The organism is Scytonema sp. PCC 10023 (genome assembly GCF_963920835.1).
Taxonomy (GTDB): domain Bacteria; phylum Cyanobacteriota; class Cyanobacteriia; order Cyanobacteriales; family Nostocaceae; genus Kalymmatonema.
In genome coordinates this window covers 14,982-34,772 of the sequence record NZ_CAWUDP010000055.1, presented here as the reverse complement: position 1 = coordinate 34,772, position 19,791 = coordinate 14,982, and the positions used below count along the sequence as shown (strand labels likewise).

General features: G+C 43.1%; 18 protein-coding genes and 1 pseudogene. 6 read left to right on the top strand and 13 right to left on the bottom strand.

The features are described 5' to 3' along the window. The first annotated feature begins 29 nt into the window (after positions 1-29). Positions 30-494: a hypothetical protein gene (locus tag ACM0OZ_RS28795; protein ID WP_414586261.1), complete on the top strand. Its 465-nt coding sequence runs from the start codon at positions 30-32 to the stop codon at positions 492-494. A 107-nt stretch (positions 495-601) separates the two neighbouring features. Beyond that, entirely contained in the window at positions 602-1,156 is a 555-nt protein-coding gene (locus ACM0OZ_RS28790) for a glutathione S-transferase family protein (RefSeq protein WP_414586260.1), read from the top strand. 251 nt (positions 1,157-1,407) lie between these two features. On the opposite strand, the gene ACM0OZ_RS28785 is transcribed toward ACM0OZ_RS28790, so the two are convergent. The 7 genes from ACM0OZ_RS28785 to ebsA form a co-directional block, all read right to left on the bottom strand. Then, the gene (locus ACM0OZ_RS28785; RefSeq protein WP_414586259.1) at positions 1,408-1,899 is read right to left on the bottom strand and encodes a YajQ family cyclic di-GMP-binding protein; all 492 of its coding nucleotides are present in this window, start codon (positions 1,897-1,899) and stop codon (positions 1,408-1,410) included. A gap of 145 nt (positions 1,900-2,044) precedes the next feature. Next, positions 2,045-2,440 (bottom strand): MAPEG family protein, encoded by a 396-nt coding sequence (locus ACM0OZ_RS28780; RefSeq protein ID WP_414586258.1) that lies wholly within the window; start codon positions 2,438-2,440, stop codon positions 2,045-2,047. A gap of 52 nt (positions 2,441-2,492) precedes the next feature. Continuing rightward, positions 2,493-2,996 carry a DNA recombination-mediator protein A gene (locus tag ACM0OZ_RS28775; protein WP_414586257.1) on the bottom strand — a complete coding sequence of 168 codons (504 nt, stop codon included), beginning with the start codon at positions 2,994-2,996 and terminating at the stop codon, positions 2,493-2,495. Between the two features lie 104 nt (positions 2,997-3,100). Further along, positions 3,101-3,172: a hypothetical protein gene (locus ACM0OZ_RS28770; protein WP_414586288.1), complete on the bottom strand. Its 72-nt coding sequence runs from the start codon at positions 3,170-3,172 to the stop codon at positions 3,101-3,103. Further along, positions 3,150-3,278 carry a hypothetical protein gene (locus tag ACM0OZ_RS28765; protein WP_414586256.1) on the bottom strand — a complete coding sequence of 43 codons (129 nt, stop codon included), beginning with the start codon at positions 3,276-3,278 and terminating at the stop codon, positions 3,150-3,152. The genes ACM0OZ_RS28770 and ACM0OZ_RS28765 overlap by 23 nt, the downstream gene beginning before the upstream one ends. A 229-nt stretch (positions 3,279-3,507) precedes the next feature. Continuing rightward, a complete protein-coding gene (locus ACM0OZ_RS28760; protein WP_414586255.1) occupies positions 3,508-4,602 on the bottom strand; it encodes a phosphotransacetylase family protein in 1,095 nt (364 codons plus the stop codon). 304 nt (positions 4,603-4,906) lie between these two features. Beyond that, entirely contained in the window at positions 4,907-5,281 is a 375-nt protein-coding gene (gene ebsA / locus ACM0OZ_RS28755) for a type IV pilus biogenesis protein EbsA (protein WP_414586253.1), read from the bottom strand. Positions 5,282-5,573: 292 nt separating this feature from the next. Here ebsA and ACM0OZ_RS28750 point away from each other — a divergent pair, with 292 nt between their 5' ends. Beyond that, positions 5,574-6,548 carry a radical SAM protein gene (locus ACM0OZ_RS28750; protein WP_414586252.1) on the top strand — a complete coding sequence of 325 codons (975 nt, stop codon included), beginning with the start codon at positions 5,574-5,576 and terminating at the stop codon, positions 6,546-6,548. Beyond that, positions 6,502-7,926 carry a glycosyltransferase gene (locus ACM0OZ_RS28745; protein WP_414586251.1) on the top strand — a complete coding sequence of 475 codons (1,425 nt, stop codon included), beginning with the start codon at positions 6,502-6,504 and terminating at the stop codon, positions 7,924-7,926. The genes ACM0OZ_RS28750 and ACM0OZ_RS28745 overlap by 47 nt, the downstream gene beginning before the upstream one ends. Before the next feature lie 265 nt (positions 7,927-8,191). On the opposite strand, the gene dnaX is transcribed toward ACM0OZ_RS28745, so the two are convergent. Next, the gene (dnaX, locus tag ACM0OZ_RS28740) at positions 8,192-11,596 is read right to left on the bottom strand and encodes a DNA polymerase III subunit gamma/tau (protein ID WP_414586250.1); all 3,405 of its coding nucleotides are present in this window, start codon (positions 11,594-11,596) and stop codon (positions 8,192-8,194) included. Positions 11,597-11,919: 323 nt separating this feature from the next. Here dnaX and ACM0OZ_RS28735 point away from each other — a divergent pair, with 323 nt between their 5' ends. Then, positions 11,920-12,606, top strand: coding sequence for a hypothetical protein (locus tag ACM0OZ_RS28735; RefSeq protein WP_414586249.1), 687 nt, complete (start codon positions 11,920-11,922; stop codon positions 12,604-12,606). Between the two features lie 324 nt (positions 12,607-12,930). Further along, entirely contained in the window at positions 12,931-16,671 is a 3,741-nt protein-coding gene (locus tag ACM0OZ_RS28730; RefSeq protein WP_414586248.1) for a tetratricopeptide repeat protein, read from the top strand. A gap of 38 nt (positions 16,672-16,709) precedes the next feature. Here the strand turns inward: ACM0OZ_RS28730 and ACM0OZ_RS28725 are convergent, their stop codons facing one another. The 5 genes and pseudogenes from ACM0OZ_RS28725 to ACM0OZ_RS28705 form a co-directional block, all read right to left on the bottom strand. Beyond that, positions 16,710-17,222: a hypothetical protein gene (locus ACM0OZ_RS28725; RefSeq protein ID WP_414586247.1), complete on the bottom strand. Its 513-nt coding sequence runs from the start codon at positions 17,220-17,222 to the stop codon at positions 16,710-16,712. 250 nt (positions 17,223-17,472) lie between these two features. Next, on the bottom strand, positions 17,473-17,661 hold the full coding sequence (rpsU, locus tag ACM0OZ_RS28720) for a 30S ribosomal protein S21 (RefSeq protein ID WP_041034005.1): 189 nt from the start codon (positions 17,659-17,661) through the stop codon (positions 17,473-17,475). Between the two features lie 129 nt (positions 17,662-17,790). Beyond that, positions 17,791-18,114: an RNA recognition motif domain-containing protein gene (locus ACM0OZ_RS28715; protein ID WP_414586246.1), complete on the bottom strand. Its 324-nt coding sequence runs from the start codon at positions 18,112-18,114 to the stop codon at positions 17,791-17,793. Positions 18,115-18,562: 448 nt separating this feature from the next. Beyond that, positions 18,563-19,606 carry a tetratricopeptide repeat protein gene (locus ACM0OZ_RS28710; RefSeq protein WP_414586287.1) on the bottom strand — a complete coding sequence of 348 codons (1,044 nt, stop codon included), beginning with the start codon at positions 19,604-19,606 and terminating at the stop codon, positions 18,563-18,565. Between the two features lie 15 nt (positions 19,607-19,621). Further along, positions 19,622-19,789: pseudogene (locus tag ACM0OZ_RS28705) on the bottom strand (DnaJ domain-containing protein); the annotation flags it as partial. Between the last annotated feature and the right edge of the window lie 2 nt (positions 19,790-19,791).

The following is a 19,791-nucleotide window of genomic DNA, read 5'->3' as shown; positions in this document are numbered from 1 at the left end:
CTATTTTGAAGTTTTGAGAAATTTTTCTTATGGCAAGTGTCACTTCTTATCCCAATGCTCCTGATTTAGCAGCTGACGACTACATCGTCATCGGCTTAGCAACTTGCTTTGTCAAAGAAGACGGAGAAGTTTATGAAGTCGAAGTTATAGAACCTATTCCGTCTGCGTCTTTGGAAACGCTTGTTAAGGGTATTTCTACCTCCTTTAAGTTCGCTTGTGCCACAACTTTGGGTTCTGTACTGGAGGAAGACAAACTTCAAATTCCGGCTGGTTTTCCGCAAACGGCTCAGTTTTGTGATGATTTTGTGGAACGGGCGATCGCCGCTGCTCGCACCTACAAGCGCCGTGAAGCTGCTAAATCTCTGATTCCTCTGGGCGCAACTTATACTGAGTTTAAATATTCTACTGAACGCAAGCGGGTGCTAAATGCTTCCCGAGTTGTTACAAAGGAAGACAACGTTAAACAGCATTCCCATACTCATAAAGTTCTTTAATCGGTCATCAGTTATCAGTTAGGATTTATATGTCTTATAAATTACTATAAATATACCATATAATTACTGGTAACTGATGACAGTTCATTATCGCTGATTTAGTTAGTATGTTGAAACTTTACGGTGGCGCACGTAGTCGCGCATCAATTGTTCGTTGGTATTTAGAGGAACTAGGAATTCCTTACGAATTTGTCAAACTGGATATGCAAGCGGGTGAACACCGTCAGCCTGAGTACTTGGCAATTAACCCTATAGGAAAAGTTCCGGCGATTGTTGATGGTGATTTGCAACTTTGGGAATCTGGGGCAAATTTACTGTATCTCGCCGAAAAGTACGGCAAAACTACCTCGTTAGAACAGAGGGCTATATTAGCCCAGTGGATATTATTTGCCAATGCCACTTTGAGTCCAGGAATTTTTGTGGAAGCAAACCGAGAGCGAGAAATGCCCCTCTTGATGAATGCTTTAAATGAAATTTTTGAGCGTCAACCTTTCTTATTAGGCAATGAATTTACAGTTGCTGACGTAGCTGTAGGTTCCGTTCTATCTTACATTCCTATTATGCTCAAGTTAGACCTCAGCCCCTACCCAGCTGTATTGAACTACATTAAACAGCTGTCTGAGCGTCCAGCTTTCCAAAACAGTATTGGCGGACGTGGTTGATGAAGTGGTGGGCGATACTCACTATTCAACTCATTGCTGTATGTGTTTGTAATAAGTAGGCCAGGCATATTGCCTGCCCTAAAGGTTCAATTTAATTTGAAATCAATAGTCGTTGGATATGGCACTTCTCAATTGGCTGTAATACTGATTGTTTGTAAGGGTACAGCAATGCTGTGCCCCTACGGTCTGCTTCTATTCTAAACAAGCGAGAATCCGTATCTTTGTCCTAAATTCTTATTAAGAACTAAGGACTAACGATAATTTGTAAATTGCAAAGCAACAGGCAAATCTTCTTGCTTCAGCCGTTGAATAACAGCTTGCAAGTCATCTTTATTTTTAGCGGTAACACGCACTGCGTCCCCTTGTATTGAGGCTTGCACCTTTTTAAATTCGTCGCGAATCAACTTGGAAATTTGCTTGGCAATCTCCTGATTAATGCCTTTTTGAAGTTTGATTTCTTGACGAACGCGGTTACCACTAGAAGATTCTACTTTGCCAAAATCAAAGATTTTCTGCGAGAGATTGCGCTTTGCAGCTTTTTCGCGCAGTATGTTGTGTACGGATTCTAAAGTGAACTCGCTGTCAGTGTTCACGGTAATACTTTGTTCACCTAACTCAACAGTTGTTTGAGTATCTTTGAGGTCGTAGCGACTTTTAATATCTCGCACAGTTTGGTCAACAGCGTTGACCAATTCTTGTCTATCAAAGTCGCTTACAATGTCAAAGGAATAGGTAGAAGCCATAAAGCATTTCGGATTTTAAATTTTGGATTTTGGATTGGTAATTAGTAATGACTAGTAGTTAGTAGTTATTGAATTTTTTATTAACCAATAAACTACTAACCACTAACCACTAAGCACTAACTACTAACTAGTCCTCACTTTCCAATTAGCTAGTTGCTTGAATAATACTGAGGACAATGAGCATGGCATAGCCAAGGGAGCCTACGACAAACATGAGCGAGCGTAAAACGGGTATATTCAATATATAAAAAATCGAGTATAGCAACCTAGCCACGAGAAAAGCGATGACCGCCCCAATAGCTAGGGGAGAATTAACACCCGTCACATATGCCATCAATGCTGCTGCGGCAAAAATCATAAACGCTTCAAACGAGTTTTGGTGTGCCCAAGTCGCTCGTTGAGCGTATGGTGGTAGTTTATCAAACATGGCGCGCGGAGCAGACATATCGTACCCAACACGGACACGAGCATAACCTACCACGAGAAACGGCAGGTAAATCAGTACGACAGCAGCAGCAATGGAGTACAAAAAAATAATCATTAGTCACTAGTCAAACACAATAGACAAAAAACAAAGGACAAATGACAAATGATTAATCAAAGTAGAATAGTGTCACCACCTTTCTTTGTTCTTCTGCATCTTTACAAGTTCGCAGCAGAATGCCACTTTCGTGAAACGCAAAGCATATCAGTTGCTGACAGCGCGAGACAATCTCTTTATTGCACAAGTAACTAGCTTCAGCAAGGGACAGATGGTCATTATTAGGATTTTCCACCAGATGCATTACCTGTTCTAGTTGCTGGCGCGATTCATGAGGCTGGCGTTCTAAGCTTTGAGGTAGAATCACCGTCAACAAATTGGGATCAGCCCGCATTGCTCCCTTGATGGCAGCTGAATTCGTACCCGCAGCACCAGAGGTGATCAGCCGATTGCCTGATAAAACCAGGGCATAGGTCATCATCTCGATGAGATTCTGATGGGTAATCGGGACATGACGTGAACCCAGCACCGCGATTCGCTTGGAACCCGTTTGCTGGATTGTCGCCAGTTCTTGCGCTAATGAATCGACGTTGATAAGGTCTGTTGACTGGCTCAAAGACGGACAAAATCAGATTAAACAACCTAGCTATTGTAACAGACAAAGGGGGAGTTCCCTGTAAGCTATTTATCCTTGAGTAGAGATGCAATTGTGCTATTTTATCAACTCAATAGCTGGATTGCTTGCTCACCCCAAGCAATCCAATGTGTTTCATAACTTATACCATTGAGCAGAGTCAGGTACTGAAACTTTGCTTGTTCTGCCAGGAGTGCCCGCCGGGGCGCGATCGCAGTTCACTGTCGGATGCACAGTGACGGTCACTTCACCAAAGTGCTTCATCCCTCAGTTGCTCACCAAAATCGGCAAATTCCAGAACCACTATTACCTAATGGAATACCACTACATCCAAGGAAAAAAAATTCTTTCGATCATAACCAATTCAAAATTCAAAATCGTCAAGCTGTATCTTACTCAAATGAAATGTGTGACAGATGATTTGTAAGGGCACTACACGGGGGCGCTGTGCCCCTACTACATCTTCATGAGTGGATCAAACTGCGTAGGGTTTTTAAGAGAGTGCAGCTGCTGGTCTTAAATCCAGTAGAGCAAGCAAGCGGTCAACATCAAAATGTTCAGCCATGAGATGGCGGATGCACTCGACCTTAATCGGTTCGTTGACACGAACTGTCCCAAAAGTGCGGTCAATAATTTCCACAGTCGTTAGGGTATCCAAGTCAACCGATAAAATTGGGATTTCTAATTCTTCAGCACGATTGAGAATGAAAGGCGGGGGAGGCAATTGTCCGGTGAGAATCAGGCATTGGGTAGAAGTTTCCAAAGCAGCTTGCTGAATTTCTACGCGATCGCCCCCTGTCACCACTGCCATATTTCGGCGCTTCCGAAAATACTTGACTGCGGCGTTGACATTCATCGCCCCAATCGCCAAGCTTTCCACCATCAAATCCAAGCGTTCATTGCAGCAAAGAACTTCTGCACCAAGCTGTTTTGCCAGTTCACCAACGCTGACACTGCACAACAAAAGACTTTTTGGTAACATTCCCAGCACGGGAACACCATGCTGTTCCAGAAACGGACGGATAGTGGTGTTGACAGCTTGTAATTGTTCTGTAGGAATATCGTTGATGACAACACCAACTAGGCGATCGCCGATGCGCTGTTTAGCAGACAATAAAGCTTCAGCTGAAAGCAGCGATTTGTACCGGGCTACCAAAAGCACAGCAGCATCCACCACTTGGGCTACTTGTAGCACAGACAAATTAAACAAGCTGCCTTCTTCCAAATTACCAGGACCCTCAAGCAACACTAAGTCGCCGAAGACCATTTGCGAATATTGCTGCGCTAGGGACTTTTGATAATCTATCTTATTCTCCCCGCGCAAACGTTTTTGCACAGTGACTTCATTCAAAGCCAGCATTGTCGGTGCAATACGGTTTTTTGGGAGCTTGAGGCTATCAGTTATGAACTGAACATCCTCCTCAACCACGGTTCCCTCTGATGGACTCAAACATGTGCCTAGCGGTTTGCCATAACTAATATCCAGCCCTTTGCGCTGGAGTTGATAAGACAAACCTAGGACTGTTGCAGATTTCCCGCAGTAAGCCTCCGTAGAGCCAATTAATAAGTATTTAGCAGATTTTGGCACACATGCACTCCTAATTTCAAAAGTCAAGTAGCTTTCAGCAATTTTGTTGATCTTAGCTGTAGACGCCCGTAAGGCACCAGCAAGCAAAGTCAGCTGATAGCTTATTGCTGAGAGCTTTTTACAATTCAGCTAGGTTCTACTCATTTTAGGTCGAACTATGCAATTGAAGTTGTAAACCAAGTTGACGATAAGAATGATTGCTCAACTTGCAAGGAGTGTTGATAGTTCAAAAAAAGTTATTTGATAGTGGTATAGCACAGCCATAACCAACAATTTATGTAGTTATGTTGCGAAAACGTACAATTCAATCCTCGATACGCAGTAGCTTGCGGTAAAACCCTTGGGAAAAATCGCTTACGCGGTAACGTTTATAATTTTCTATCAGTTCAATTAAAAAATTAATAAACTCAAAGCTTGCCATCATCACTTCATAGCTTAATTCCGCGTTGCCATCAAACTGCATTCGGCAACGGGTTAAGTCTGAGGGTAGAGTCGCAACATTCCAAGTCGCGACAAAGGAAATATTATCACTGCCTTCTATCTTACGGTGTCCTTCCAAAGCGCCCTTTTGATAGAGACTAATCGCATAGCGCAAGAAATTACGTTTGCTAGCTTGAATATAAGGCAAGTAGACGCTTGCTTGTTGTTGAGTAACGGGTTCGAGTTGCTCTAAAACCATCTTTAAACATTCCTTAAGTAAGTTGACAACTAGGCTGCTTAGGGGATGTTAATAGTTTTCCCAAAAAAATTTCTGTTTACACATCTGTTGCGGGAGATGGGGAGACAAGCGGACACAGTGATAGAGAGAAGAACTCATGACTACTCCCTTCTCGCCCGTTCGCCCCTCTTGCGTTCTTGTAGGGAAGAATACCTAATTTAACCTAGACGCAAGAACTGTGAGGCAGTAATTGGTTGACTCTTTGTGAACTCCGTTTCAAGATGTCTTAAGGAAACTTAGGTGGTTTTACGCTATGGCTCCACTGGTCGCAAATTACTACTTGACTTACCGCTGTAATGCCAGATGCCATTTTTGTAACATTTGGTCATTAGAGCCAGGAAAAGAAGCTGATTATCAGACAATTAAGCATAATTTAGAGGATTTACGCCGCTTGGGAGTCAAGTATGTGGACTTTACAGGTGGTGAACCGCTGCTGCGGCATGATGTAGGGGAAATTTATACGGAGGCGAAACGTCAGGGTTTTATCACCAGCATGACGACGAATACAATTCTGTATCCGAAGAAAGCCAAAGAAATTCAGGGATTAGTAGACTATTTGAATTTCTCTTTGGATGGTGGAGATGCAGAAATTCATGATCAGTCGCGAGGAGTAAAAATTTTTGACACATTGGTAGAGTCGGTGGCGATCGCCAAGTCTCTGGGACAATACCCAGTTCTTAATCACACTGTCACCGCCCAGAATTACCATCGCATTGACGAAGTGGGAGAATTAGGCAAAAAACTCGGTGTTCGGGTTTGGCTGAACCCAGCCTTTACAGCACACGAACACTACAACTCGAATAAGAATCCCACGGCGGAAATGGTAGCAGCAATTGAAGGAACTGCAAAGAAATATAACAATGTCGGGTACAATAGGGCTGCACTCGCTTTTATTGAAGCTGGGGGAAATAATACTAAAAATCCCCGTTGTAAGGCGGTAGATGCCGTTATTGCTATTTCTCCCAACGACGAGCTGCTGCTACCTTGCTACCACTTCGCCCAAACGGGAATTCCCATTAATGGGCGACTGTACGAGCTTTATCGTGAGTCTGAGGAGGTAGACAAATACCGCCAATCTCAAGGTAAACTCAAGGTATGTGAAGGTTGCACTGTTTGGTGTTACTTAATACCCAGCTTCTTTATGGGTGTAGACAAATACTGGTGGTTGAATCAGGTAACCTATGCCAGCGAATTCCTGGCCCGACAACGATTCTTACAACGAGCTTGATCCGCTCAACTCGTTATTTTCTGACCTCTCTATCTCACAAGAGGAGTCAGAAGAAGAGTTAGAGGAGGAGACATTCACAAGCGTGTCTCTTCCATCCCGCTTTCAAGGTCGTAGACGCAAAGCCGCTCTAGTTTTGACAATGGTCTGGAGTGGCACAATTGCACTGCATTTGGTTTCCTGGGGAACTCTGTTCGTACTAGGGCTGACGACCATCATAGGCATTCACGTCCTAGTGGTGGTATTTGCTCGACCAAAACGCATGAACGAGCAAATCCAGGAAGATTTGCCATCTGTATCAGTGTTGGTGGCAGCTAAAAATGAAGAGGCAGTCATTGGTAGATTAGTCAAAAACCTTTGTAATCTAGAATACCCAGAAGGACAATATGAAGTATGGGTGATTGATGATAACAGCACCGACAGGACGCCCCAGTTGTTGGCAGAACTAGCGCAGGAATACGACAAACTCAAGATACTGCGGCGAAAGCCAGAAGCAGGCGGAGGAAAATCAGGAGCGTTGAATCAGGTGCTAGGGCTGACAAAAGGGGAAATTTTGGCGGTGTTTGATGCCGATGCCCAAGTGTCATCGGACTTGCTAGTGCGTGTCATACCGTTGTTTCAACGGGAAAATGTGGGCGCAGTGCAAGTGCGAAAGGCGATCGCCAATGCCAATGAAAATTTCTGGACAAAAGGTCAAGCCGCAGAAATGGCAGTCGATACTTTTCTGCAGCATCAAAGGACAGCAGCAGGCGGTATTGGCGAACTGCGGGGTAACGGTCAGTTTGTCCGGCGAGAAGCGCTCTTGCGTTGCGGCGGCTGGAATGAGGAAACAATTACCGATGATCTAGACTTGGCATTACGCTTGCATCTAGATAAGTGGGATATTGAGTGCGTGTTCAACCCAGCGGTAGAGGAAGAAGGCGTGACAAATGCGATCGCCCTCTGGCATCAGCGCAGCCGTTGGGCAGAAGGCGGATATCAGCGGTATTTGGATTACTGGGATCTGATTCTCAAAAACCGCATGGGAACCCGCAAAACCTTGAATTTATTCATATTCTTTATCCTGCTCCAGTACATCTTACCCACAGCGGCAGTACCAGATTTATTGATGGCGATCGCCCGACATCGTCCACCAATTTTAAGCCCAGTAACTGGTTTGACGGTGACGGTATCAATGGCGGGGATGTTCGCAGGTCTGCGGCGGATACGTCAACAAAAGGAATTCAAATTATCCACTTATCTTGTCCTACTGCTTCAGACCTTGCGTGGCGCTTTATATATGTTCCACTGGATTGTGGTCATCAGTAGCACCACAGCCCGAATGTCAGTGCGACCAAAGCGCCTGAAATGGATCAAAACTGTGCATCAAGGTAAAGAATAAAAAATGAAGAGAGAAGAATGAAGAGAGCAGATTTTTTTATCTTCTCTCTTTTATTTTGTTTAATAAGATCGCGGCAAGAAGTCTCTATCCCTTTATAGGCTGGGGAAGAATTGCCGGTGCCGGTATTGGGGACGCTTGGATTAGGGATTAGGGATTGGGTATTGGGAGGATTATAGACGGGGATTCAAACCCCGCCGAAATCCTGTAAGAACATCTTCCCCAGTTCCCACTCCCCAATCCAAGCGTCCCCAGTCCCCACTCCCGGTTAAAATTCATCTTCAGCGTCTGAATCATCTTCCCACTCAGATATGCTTGTTAAGTTTTGTCGTTCTGTGTCATCTGTAAATCGGATGATTTCTCCATCGAAGAATTGTGCCAAACGTTGAGCCGCGGCTGCGACTTCATCAACTTCCCAATGTTCTGTGGAAGCTTGAGGTTGGGGTGGGGAAGGTGTAGCACTGCGATTGGCTTTGCCACTGCCCTCTGGGCAATCGCTGGTGTCTGAAGTAGGTACCTTACCATTATTCGTCGCATTTGAAGTTGTTGTCGGAGGTGTTTCCGTTGATTTAGGAACTTCAGGAGAAGGCGCACGAGGAGGTTCGTAACTCGCAGGAGTGACAGGCTTGTTTTGAGCAGGAGAAGTCTTCGCAGGGATAGAAGTTGATGCGGTTGCCAATTCCAGATTTATCTTGACGTCACACTTGAAAGTTTCCTTAAACGCTGCGGCAATTTTAGGTTGATCTGATTGGACTTTTTTATACCATGCTTGTTTAATGGCAACACGGGCTACAGCACCATCAAATTCTATAAGATGGCACATTTGGCGCAGTAATTCTCGCCTCGAAATCGGCTGGAGATTAGCAAGTACTTGCTGCCAAACTTGGGTTAAGTCAAATTGTGTTACCTCAGTAACTTCCTGTGTTTGGGGTACTGAGGATACGGCTTCTACTTTAGGGGGAGGAGAGGGAGATGAGGGAGTGAGGGAGTGAGGGAGTGAGGGAGATGAGGGAGGAGGGGGAGATGAGGGAGATGAGGGAGATGAGGGAGATGAGGGAGTAGGAACAGTGGGAGTTTGTGATGAGTTATGTGTTTGGTGGTTTTTTACTTCTTCTTCTACAGTTTTTGAAACGAATTCAGTTGTTCTCAGGTTGTTTTCTGGTGCTGATACGGAAGGTGTCTCACGGCTTGCAACTGGCGTTTGTTCACCTTTTCCTACAGGTGGTGGCATTGGAGGTGGTGAAACTCTAGGTGTGAAAACTGCGCCTCTACCATTTTGCTGAACAGGGATATTCGCTGAGGGTAACAATCCCAGCAATGTAACCTCTAACCACAAACGGGGTTGTGTAGTGTTTTTCAATTGCACTTCAGCGGTTCGCAAGTGTTGTTGTCCCGCCAAAATTGTACTTATGTCAAACTCTTGGGCAAAATCAATCAGCGCTTCCCAAGTTTGAGGAGTGCAAGCAACCAAATCGTTGCGACGAGATGCAGTTTTAGCTATCAGTAAATCTCGGTAAAATCCTGCGAAATTCTGGAGAATAATTAGAGGTTCGCGACCGGAATCCAGAATTTTTCGAGTGCAGTCTAGAACAGCTTCGGGGTTGTCAGAGGCGATCGCATTTAACAAAAAAAGCAAATCGCGTTCGCTTACCGAACCGACCAAATCCCAAACTCTGTCTGGTGTGACTTCACCTGACAATAAACTTAACTGGTCAAGGAGGCTTTCTGCATCGCGTAATCCGCCTTGAGCAATTTGCGCTATCAGTGTGATCGATTCTGGAGTAATATTAATATTTTCTTTGTAAGCGATATAACTTAAATGCATCGCCATCGCTTCTAAATCTATTCGGCGAAAGTCGAAGCGTTGACACCGGGAAATAATCGTAGGTAAGACTCGTTGCGGGTCAGTCGTCGCCAGTACAAAGACAACGTGTTTCGGTGGTTCTTCGAGCGTCTTCAGTAGCGCGTTGAACGCTGCCGTACTGAGCATGTGGCAGTTATGCAAGGAAAGCCCGTTAGCTACAAAGTTATGATTATCCTCAACTTCGATGTCATAGACTCGCTCAATTTCACCGAGACGAACAGATTCAACAGTTTCTAAACTTGTAATCCATTGCTGGAATTGAATATATTTGAAGGTCGGAAATCCATTTTTTGCTGCTTGCACCCAAGTTGATGTAGCAGTATGTCTTGTCTCCGTTACTTCTGCTATTAACTTTTGTTGTTGAATACCCCATTGCGGCAAGCCAATTGCTAAGGATTTGATTTTCTTCGGTACAAAATCCCTCTGTATGTAATTTAATCCTTGGACTTCCTGAAGTGGTAAAACTGAGTGAACCATCATCCATAAACCACCAAGCAAGTCCTTCTGGGGTAACTCGATTGATCCACTCCATGGAAACCCGTTTTTTATCCCCATTGGGTTTGACGATGTCAAAAACTTCCTTGAGTTGGGGATGGCAGGATGTGTTGCAATAGACCGCCATTTTTCCAAAGCCGTATCCCCTGTTAGGTGCTGAGAAAAGTTTTGGTCGGAGTACTGCAAGGCGATGGGATTTGTATTCCAACCATTCTTGCTGCTGCTTTCCATGTCCGAAAGCCAATCTAGGGAATCTACTAAATTTATTTGGCTAACTGATGGAACAATCCCCCAGTAGCGTTCCGTAAAGAAGTCCGAGTGTTTCTGTTGAGAAAATTTCGGCATTGGCAAGGAAATTTTCTGTTCTAAGTTCCCAAATTCTGTGCCCTTTTTTGTATGGATGTCTTTTCCAGTGAGACTGGATGCTGCCAAGTCCTTTGCCTTTTTGTTGTAAAAATGCCGGGATATCAAGCTTCTCCCCACAACCACAGGCACATAGGGGACGGAGTCATTCTGCTTGCTTAAGAATGGATTCCAAATCGTATGATTTTTTGCCGTATGTATTCCCCGTGAACTGGTGTCCAGGTACAAACCTCCGGATACGCCCATCGATTCCAAATTTGTAAATGAGGGTACCGCATCCACATTCACAGGGGATAGTATCCTCATTCCTTCTTTTACGTTTCTTGCTGCTATCCATCCCCGCTCTGTCCTGATCAAATGGTTGCCCGTACATCTGATTTCACGGTTAGTTGTTTTTATAACCAGCGTTTCACGTTCTCCCTGGTCTAACCACCTGAGAACTTTCTTGAATTCCCACTGTCCTGTAGAGTCGTTATAGCTAAGAACCTGTTTACCTTTAATCTTGGGATCGTCAATTCTGACAAGACCTTCACTGGTTAAAACTTGAGAATCCCCAGTTAAACATTCATCAATAACATAAACCTTATACCGACACTGAATCGGAGCATATTGCGCTCTTTCTATAATCTCGCGGATATTATCGACACCAGTGTTACTTGCAGCGTCAATTTCAATAACATCTAAAGAATAGCCTTTGGTGATTCCCTGACATACATCACATATGCCGCAGGGTTGAGGCGTAGGTTTGTCACTATTTACACAATTAAGTGATTTTGCCAAAATACGAGCGCTGGAGGTTTTGCCCGTACCTCTAGGACCAGTGAACAGGTATGCGGGGGCAATTTTGGCAGCACGGATAGCATTGGTCAGGGTGGTAGCGATCGCCTCTTGCCCCACTAGTTCAGCAAAATTTTTTGGGCGATACTTGTGGTGCAGGGGTTCATAAGACATGGATTTGGAAATGTCAATCCCTCTGAGGGTTAATAACTAGCACCCAACCGAATTTGGGATGAAACCATTTTAAACACACACAGTCACTTTAAACATTGATAATTCACTTTTTATAGTACAAAATTACCATAAAGGAACAGTGTATGGTTTAAAGATATTTTTCTCTTTATGCAAATATTTATGTCGTACTATTGACGGAAAAGTTTCCATGTGTACATCTTATTTACATCCTATTTAATTGAGTAGCCCAATGGTGCAGTGCCCAGACGCGTAAGACACCGCTACAATCTTATGGTAAACACCAACACTTACGGGTGCGGGAGATGCTCAAGCGGTTAATTCAATGGCTCAAAAAGTTTTTTCAACGCTTGTTTGGCAAAAACCAAACTCTAGCCAAATCAGGGGCGTATGTTCAAAAAGAACCGCCTCCACCCCTTACCGATACGGATCTGGAATTTCTGTTTACAGAACTCTTAGAAGGCGTACATCAGGCACGAGGGCAAGCATGGGCGCAGAAATGGCTGGATAATATTGAACATCGTGTTTCAACTCAACGTTGGGTGGAGTGGTTGCAGCGTTTTGGCGAAAGATTGCTAGCAGCACCTACACCCAATAATGAACTAGCCTCCCGAATGGTACAACTAGGTGAGTTGGAGGTTGGAGAAGTTGGAGACGTTGCCTATGATATTGGGATGCAATTGTTAACGCGCCTAGGCGGCGAGCCAATATGGGAATATGAAGGACCAGATGCAGAAAAGCAAATCCCTGCACCTGCAGAAACTTTTGACAACCAAGCCGAAGTGATGGAAGTAGAAAACCTTCCAGAAGGAGAATACCAAACCATCACGTTAGATCAGTTGCTTGTGCTATTGCAGGAAGATGAGAACTTACGCAACCAGATTTCTGAGCAAATGGGAATTGAGACTGAAGATCCACAAGTTATTATCCAGGCTTTGCTGAATCAGTTCCATGCTGCTAATGAATCGAGTAGCAATCAAACAGAACCATAATTCAATACCTAATTTTTCCTACTATAATGTATAGTACTATACATTATTAGACAGACGTTGGTTCCTTTTTTTATGTAAAACTGTTGTGAATGACAAACAACCTTGTTTCATAGGGCTGTTAGTATGCTGTTGGTTTTCCAAACATACGATCAATTGCCCATATGGTTATGTGAGGTTTTTGGGTAACTCATAACTTTTTTAACACTGTGATCGCTAAAATCTTATGATGAACAACCTCCAATAGTGTCCGAAATGCTCAAGCGGCTAGTAAAGTGGCTTAACAAGTTTTTCAGATTCCTCTTTAGGAAAAAGCAGACTCGTTCTATGTATCCTACAGCGGAACAGAAGGTGGAATCTCCACCTGAGCTGACAAATGCGGATTTGGAATATTTGTTTACTCAGCTGCTAGAAGGTGTGCATCAGGCAAGAGGGCAACAGTGGGCGCTCAAATACATCCAAAGAATGGAACACCGGATCTCTGTTGAGCGCTGGATAGATTGGCTGCTGGATTTTGGCGAGAAATTGTTGATATCTCCTGCACCAAATATTCAATTAGCAGAACGCATGGTACAGCTAGGCGAACTGGATATCGGGACAATTGGAGATTTATCGTACGACATTGGATTACGGTTGTTGACGCGAAACTTGGGCGATGCGTATTGGGAAAAAGACGACGCACAAGATACAGAAAGTATCACTCCTGCAACCCCGCTGATCGCAATACAAGAAGGGTTGACACCAAAAAGCGGCAAAGAGTATTCAGACAATAAAGGCAGGCATGAAACAGAAACGACTATGCCTGCACCTGTTTCAAACTCTCCACAGCAAGAGTATACCAATCATCGAGAGGAATTGATATGGGAATACGATGGACCAGATGCCCAAACCACAGCATCACCTGTAGAAACTCCGGTTGAGCAAGAGGAAGAAGAATCTCGAGTAGCAAAAGAAATTCAAGCAGTCACATCTGAAGCTCCTATATTACCTGAGCCTTCGGATTTATTGCCACCCGTAGCTGTAACGTTGGATGAATTGTTAGTCAGGTTAGACCAGAGTAGCAGTTTAGTTCAGCAGCTGGCTTCTGGGCTAGGAATTCAAAGCGAAGCACCAGTTAAGACGAATGCGCTTAGCAATCAACGACAGCAGACTCCTTTTGAACAAGCAGAAGGATGGTTTTACACTGGTCTTAAGCAAGCAAAAACAGGTGATTTATCTGGAGCAATTGCATCTTATGACAAAGCGATAGAAATTAACCCCAACTCGCATGAATATTGGTTTAACCGGGGGTTAACATTATTTTATTTAGGGCATTTTTCAGAGGCGATCGCATCTTACGACTCTGCAATTGCGCTCAAACCTGACTTCTATAAATCTTGGTATAATCGAGGCGGGGCACTCGGTGAAATCGGACGCTTTGAAGATGCCATCTTCTGCTTTGATACAGCTATAGAGATTAAGTTTAATTATCCCGATGCTTGGTCTAGTCGGGGTATGGCGTTGCAAAAGTTAGGGCGTCCATTGGAAGCAGTTGCCAGTTACGACCAAGCAGTGATGCTGGAACCCCAAGACCAAGATAATTGGTATCAACGAGGTGTGGCGTTAGCACAGGCTGGGCGAACGAATGATGCGATCGCATCGTTTGAGAAAGCCTTAGAAATCCAACCTGACTTCGATTTAGCTTGGTACAGCCGAGGTGTAGAACTTTCTAATTTAGGACGATTTGAAGATGCAATAGCAAGCTTAGAGCAAGCAATAGAAATTCAACGCGACTTTTACGAAGCTTGGTACGCTCTAGCAAGTGCATTGGGTAAAATAGGACGACATGAAGATGCGATCGCATCTTACGAACAAGCAGCTCAAATCAATCCAGCCTCACAGGAAGTTTGGATTGATCGCGGTGTGGTAGAGGCGAATTTGGGACGCTGGTATGATGCGATCGCATCGTGGGACAAAGCTTTAGAAATCAAACCGGACTACTACTTAGCCTGGTTTAATTGCGCGATCGCATTGGAAAATTTAGGACACCATCAAGAGGCAATTGCTTCCTATGATAAAGCTATAGAAATTAACCCCGAGTTTGACTTAGCTTGGTACAACCGAGCTGTAATGCTATTTTATTTGCAGAGATTTGAAGAAGCGATCGCCTCATATGACAACGCTTTGCAAATCAAACCTGACACCTGGGAAGCTTGGATTGGGCGAGGGTATGCAGCAGGAAATGTAGTTTCTAGCGACTCGCCTCTGACTTTTTTCAGTACCATAGCTGCAGCAAATCCAGATCTGTGTCAACGCGGCTATGAAGGAAAATTGGCAAGCTACGAGCAAGGATTGAAATATGTTCACCAAGATACACAGCCAGAAGGTTGGGGCAGATTGCGTCTGGCGCTTGGCAATGCACATTACGAGCAAGGAAAGAGACACAGCACACCTTCCTATTATTGGCACCAAGCCGTAGCTGAGTACAATCAAGCCCTCAATACTATCACACCAGAAGCTTTTCCTCAATTACATCTGGAGGTTTTGCAAAACCTCATCAAAACGCTTGTATGTTTGAGCGAAACTTCGCAAGCCCAAGAATTACATCAATACGCTATAGATTTATTGCAATACTTACTTAGTGAAACCACTGCCTCTGATGAAGAAAAAAAAGAGTTGGCGCTCAAGTATGCAGCTTTTGAACAGTTGGCAGTTGATATAGCCGTGCAGTTCGGTGAGATAGCGCAAGCTTTAGAAATCGCGGAACATGGGAAAAATGCTTGTTTAACCTGGCTTCTTTCTGGTTGGACAGATGAGATTATTTCCCCTAACTATCGATCAATTCACCAGCTTCTCAACCCCACAACTGCAATTATCTACTGGCATATCAGCCCTTGTACCTTACGCACCTTCATCATTAAATACAACTCTCCAGAACCGATTCCTATTTTTACACCTGTCCTGAATGTCGCCGTTATTGATGAAATGCCTCTACCCGAAGCGGTGCAACGCTTAGTTGAATTTGAAGATTGGTTAGAAGATTGGAATCAACAATACACGGAATATCGGCAATTTCAGCCAAATGATGCATCGAACAAAAGTAGTCATTCTTGGCAAGCAGATATGGAACAGAGGCTATTAAATCTAAAAAATATCCTCAATGTTTCCACAATTGTCAATGAACTCGAAGATATCACTCATCTGATTTTAATTCCCCACCGTGACTTACATAGATTTCCGCTCCACGCCCTTTTCAATATCTCCTCTGCTTGGGATGAAGAGTTATTCCAACCGCATAATTTCACATTTGCATATCTGCCTAGCGCCCAAATTGGCTTGTCTTTGGAATCTCAACCTCCCCATCAAGTGCAAATACCATTACTGTTTGTGGAACATCCCGAAAGTACAAATGATCCTGCACGACAATTTGCTCAACTCGAATCTGAAGCTATTAGACTCATGTTCAGTCGTTGTCAACGTATCGAAGGCTCACTAGTTTCTAAAAGCCAGTTAGAAATTGCTTTATCTGGTAATTACAATATATTTCATTTTCAAGGCTATGTAACTGACAATTTTAGTCAACCGCAAAAATCAGAATTTGTGTTAGCTGGTGAAGACAAATTAACCGTAGAAGAAATCTGCAATAAGCCAATTGCGAATTACAACTTGATCACTCTCTCAAGTTGCGAAACAGCGATAAATAGCAACCAAAATATCACCACCGAATACGTCGGTTTAGTCAGCGTTTTTCTCACTCAAGGAGTCAGCCAGGTCTTAAGTACGCTGTGGGCTACAGAATCGGCAGCTAGTGCTTTTGTGATGATAGAGTTTTATCGACGACTTCAGCAAAACAAATCAGCACCCAGTGCTTTAGCAGAAGCAACTCAATGGCTTAAGGAATTGACTGCTGGCGAATTCAAACAATGGTATGAACAATTACGAAATCAACTAGCTCAAAGAGGAGTCATCATTAAGGAAGATTTAGCAACGGAATTGAATAGAAGTGGTGAGATCTCAGCAGAAACAAAGCTTTACAATCATCCTTACTACTGGGCAGCATTTAAAATTACAGCTAAGTTTTATTTTTAAAGCAGCACATATAATCGCCACGCAAGCGATACAGTAACCTAAATGAACGTTGCTGTTGCTTCTTCTGCAAGCAGCCAAGCTTTCTGAGTCCATGCTTCATTGAATAACCCAACCGTTGGCACTTTCAATTCAAATGGATGAGGTGGTGGCGCAAGCAATGAGGGTAAATTTTTGTCATAAGCCTGAACTAAACTCACTACCCAAGGGAGAAAGTCTAAGATTTCCCCTGGCAATAAGGTTAACTCGAAGTCCCACACGCGATTAAGACCTCGACATTCTTGCCCCTTTTTTACTACCGTGACTCTACCAGCACTCTTGTTAATGGCTAAGCGAAGAATGAACGGGCGGAATGGGATAAATTCATCAGGTGCTGTGTAAGCGTAGACATTCAAGTAGTTTAGGCGTTGCCTATCATCCACCCAAGACGCGATAGGGGAATTACTACTATAGGATGCACCAGTTATTCTCACCGGCACATTCATCGCAGCAGCGAACAGACAGTAGAACTCATGCCTAAGTTCGCTAACTATGTGTTTGGTTTCTGGGGTCACGGTTAACTATACCTGTTAATAAAACATTCGTTAAGCAAATCTTTTTTTAAGTTGTAATCTACTCTCACTCAAAATATCTTTATAATCTTTAAATATCCTTATGATGTTTAAAGCGTGATGACTGTTCCTTACTGAGTCATCTTGTGTTCCATCAAACATTGTTACCCAGGCAATTGGGCATAGCTGAGTACTGCCTGGGTAATTATGACATCAGTTTGGTCAGCATAGCTTGATTTGCTGATACTTGTCCTCAATATCGGAAACGACTCTTACGCTGCTTGTGATTAGCAACTGCTTTACGCTTGCGTTTTTGAAGGGGTGTTTCAAAGTGACGATGCTTCTTCAAATCTGGAAAAATTCCTGCCTTGGAAACTTCTCGTTTAAATCTCCGGAGGGCTGACTCAATTCCTTCATTTTCGCCAAGAATCACTTGGGTCATCCTATCTCCTTTTAAATTAGCTAAATTAGTGGTTGGACATGAGCAATTCTGTAAGCTGGATAGCAAAAAAGGGCAGACAAGGAATCTGCCCTTGAAATCTTAGACTTAAATTCTTTGTTTCAAAGCTGATTAGTAGCGATCACGAGAGTATCCGCCACCACCACCACCACGATTGTTCCCCCATCTACCACCACCACCAGAACCTGAGTCTGACTTGGGCTTAGCTTTATTAACCTTCAGATTACGACCCATCCACTCAGCACTGTCCAGGGCTTCAATCGCTGCGGCTTCTTCTGCCTCTGATCCCATTTCTACAAAAGCGAACCCACGCACACGACCCGTTTCCCGGTCTAGAGGCAATTGAACGCTCTTAACAGTTCCATATTCTGCAAAGACGCGTTTGAGGTCATCTTGCTCGACCTGGTAAGATAAATTACCTACGTAAATTGACATGAAACATCTCCAGAATCAGACTATGTAGAGAGTTAGATTCGGAGAGACGCTTGTAAATAGATAAAACACAAACTGCACAACCGAATATAAATCCTATAACCCAGGATAACATAAATCTACAAAATATGTTGCTAAGGTTAGAGGAAATCCTATTAATTTTTCAAATATATCAACTACAGAGCCTTTGTGGGCAAAAAAATGCAAAAAAAGTTGGATATTTAAAGTGACACGACTAGCGGCTCCCAGCGGTGTCGAGAACCACTTACAATTTTATAACAAAAAGATCCCCGACTTCTTGAAGAAGTCGGGGATCTAAGCCTCTGGGTGTTTGCAAATCAAATAGGATTGCTATATAAAACGTAGTACATCTGAATCCCCAACGAAAGTGCATTCTGCTCTCTGAGTTCTGTCCAAGCTGGGTTTTTCTTCAACTAATCACTGAACCCTCTTAAGGTACACAAGCGACTTGCTCAATTCGATTGAACAGTTCTGTGTTCAATCCATACACCACAGGATAGTAAAATTTTATTCTCTCAAGTGATGAAAAAATAGTGCTTGTCGGAGAAGCTAATATTTCAGTTAGTATGTCATTCAGAAAAGTTTTTCTTTCAGGCGCTGAATCATAAAAATCAAAATAATCAGCTAAACAAAATGCCGCTAGTCTTTGGAATCCTTGGATGATTAGGTAATCTTGGCTAAGGGTTTCGTACTGGTTAATAGTTGATACTATTTCCTCAAATTTTACACAAATTTGTTGAATACCTAAATTACTTGAATCTAAATTTTTTGCTGCCTTGATAAATTCAAAAGCCGCTCTCCACATATTAAAATCAACTGATTGAGCAGCACTTTTTGCAATTTCAATTCCCATATTTGCAAATCGGTTAGCAGCATATTGTCGTATTTCTAATATATTTTCAGGTAGTAAAGATATTATTCTCTTGGCTATGACTTCAATTTTGTGTGACTGATTATTACAAAAGTGAACACGGCAAATAAAGAAAAGAGCTTCAAAGTCATTATAATCAGCTTTTCCATCAGCAGCAATAGCCAGTTCTGCCCAAGCCAATGCTTCTGAGTAATTCGTTTCACTAAGGTAAGTTTCTGCTATCTCTAAATAAGGTACAGAATTAAATGATTCCAAGTTAACTGCTTGCTGATAGCATTCACGAGCATTGTGATAAAGTTGAAATTTACTAAACTCTTGCTTATTGAAACACTCAGCTTGCAGTTTGTAAGCACAACCCAAATTACTCCAATAAAGTGCTACATCAGGATTAGTTTTAGTTAATGCTTTGTAGACTTTGACAGCAAAATCCCAATTTTTAGTATGAATGTAACAAAGACCTAGTAGATTGCGAGCAGTATCCATTTTTGGTGCTAGAACAAGAACTTGCTTAAGCAAGGGAATCGCAGTTGACCATTCTTCTAGTTGGATGTTCTTTTCTGCTTGGTCAATCAAGTCTTTAATTTCGTCACCGTGCTTTTGCATGGCGTCATAATTTTCTCGCGATTTTGGATCAGAAAGCGTGTTATAAGCGACGCGAATTTGCTGAAACCGTTCTGGATCTTTTTCAGGAGAATATTTGCGAACTAACCGGAAGTAAGCTTGTTTGATTTCATCAGCAGATGCCTGAGAGGAAATCTCCAGGATATGATAAAATTCATATACCATTT

Bases quoted from the DNA above. Each gene is read 5' to 3' on its own strand.
- ACM0OZ_RS28780 (WP_414586258.1), bottom strand. From the start codon at position 2,440: ATGATTATTTTTTTGTACTCCATTGCTGCTGCTGTCGTACTGATTTAC.
- ACM0OZ_RS28750 (WP_414586252.1), top strand. From the start codon at position 5,574: ATGGCTCCACTGGTCGCAAATTACTACTTGACTTACCGCTGTAATGCC.
- ACM0OZ_RS28730 (WP_414586248.1), top strand. From the start codon at position 12,931: ATGTATCCTACAGCGGAACAGAAGGTGGAATCTCCACCTGAGCTGACA.
- ACM0OZ_RS28765 (WP_414586256.1), bottom strand. From the start codon at position 3,278: ATGAAGCACTTTGGTGAAGTGACCGTCACTGTGCATCCGACAGTGAAC.
- ACM0OZ_RS28785 (WP_414586259.1), bottom strand. From the start codon at position 1,899: ATGGCTTCTACCTATTCCTTTGACATTGTAAGCGACTTTGATAGACAA.
- ACM0OZ_RS28715 (WP_414586246.1), bottom strand. From the start codon at position 18,114: ATGTCAATTTACGTAGGTAATTTATCTTACCAGGTCGAGCAAGATGAC.
- ACM0OZ_RS28710 (WP_414586287.1), bottom strand. From the start codon at position 19,606: ATGCAAAAGCACGGTGACGAAATTAAAGACTTGATTGACCAAGCAGAA.
- ebsA (WP_414586253.1), bottom strand. From the start codon at position 5,281: ATGGTTTTAGAGCAACTCGAACCCGTTACTCAACAACAAGCAAGCGTC.
- ACM0OZ_RS28745 (WP_414586251.1), top strand. From the start codon at position 6,502: ATGCCAGCGAATTCCTGGCCCGACAACGATTCTTACAACGAGCTTGAT.
- ACM0OZ_RS28735 (WP_414586249.1), top strand. From the start codon at position 11,920: ATGCTCAAGCGGTTAATTCAATGGCTCAAAAAGTTTTTTCAACGCTTG.
- dnaX (WP_414586250.1), bottom strand. From the start codon at position 11,596: ATGTCTTATGAACCCCTGCACCACAAGTATCGCCCAAAAAATTTTGCT.
- rpsU (WP_041034005.1), bottom strand. From the start codon at position 17,661: ATGACCCAAGTGATTCTTGGCGAAAATGAAGGAATTGAGTCAGCCCTC.
- ACM0OZ_RS28790 (WP_414586260.1), top strand. From the start codon at position 602: ATGTTGAAACTTTACGGTGGCGCACGTAGTCGCGCATCAATTGTTCGT.
- ACM0OZ_RS28795 (WP_414586261.1), top strand. From the start codon at position 30: ATGGCAAGTGTCACTTCTTATCCCAATGCTCCTGATTTAGCAGCTGAC.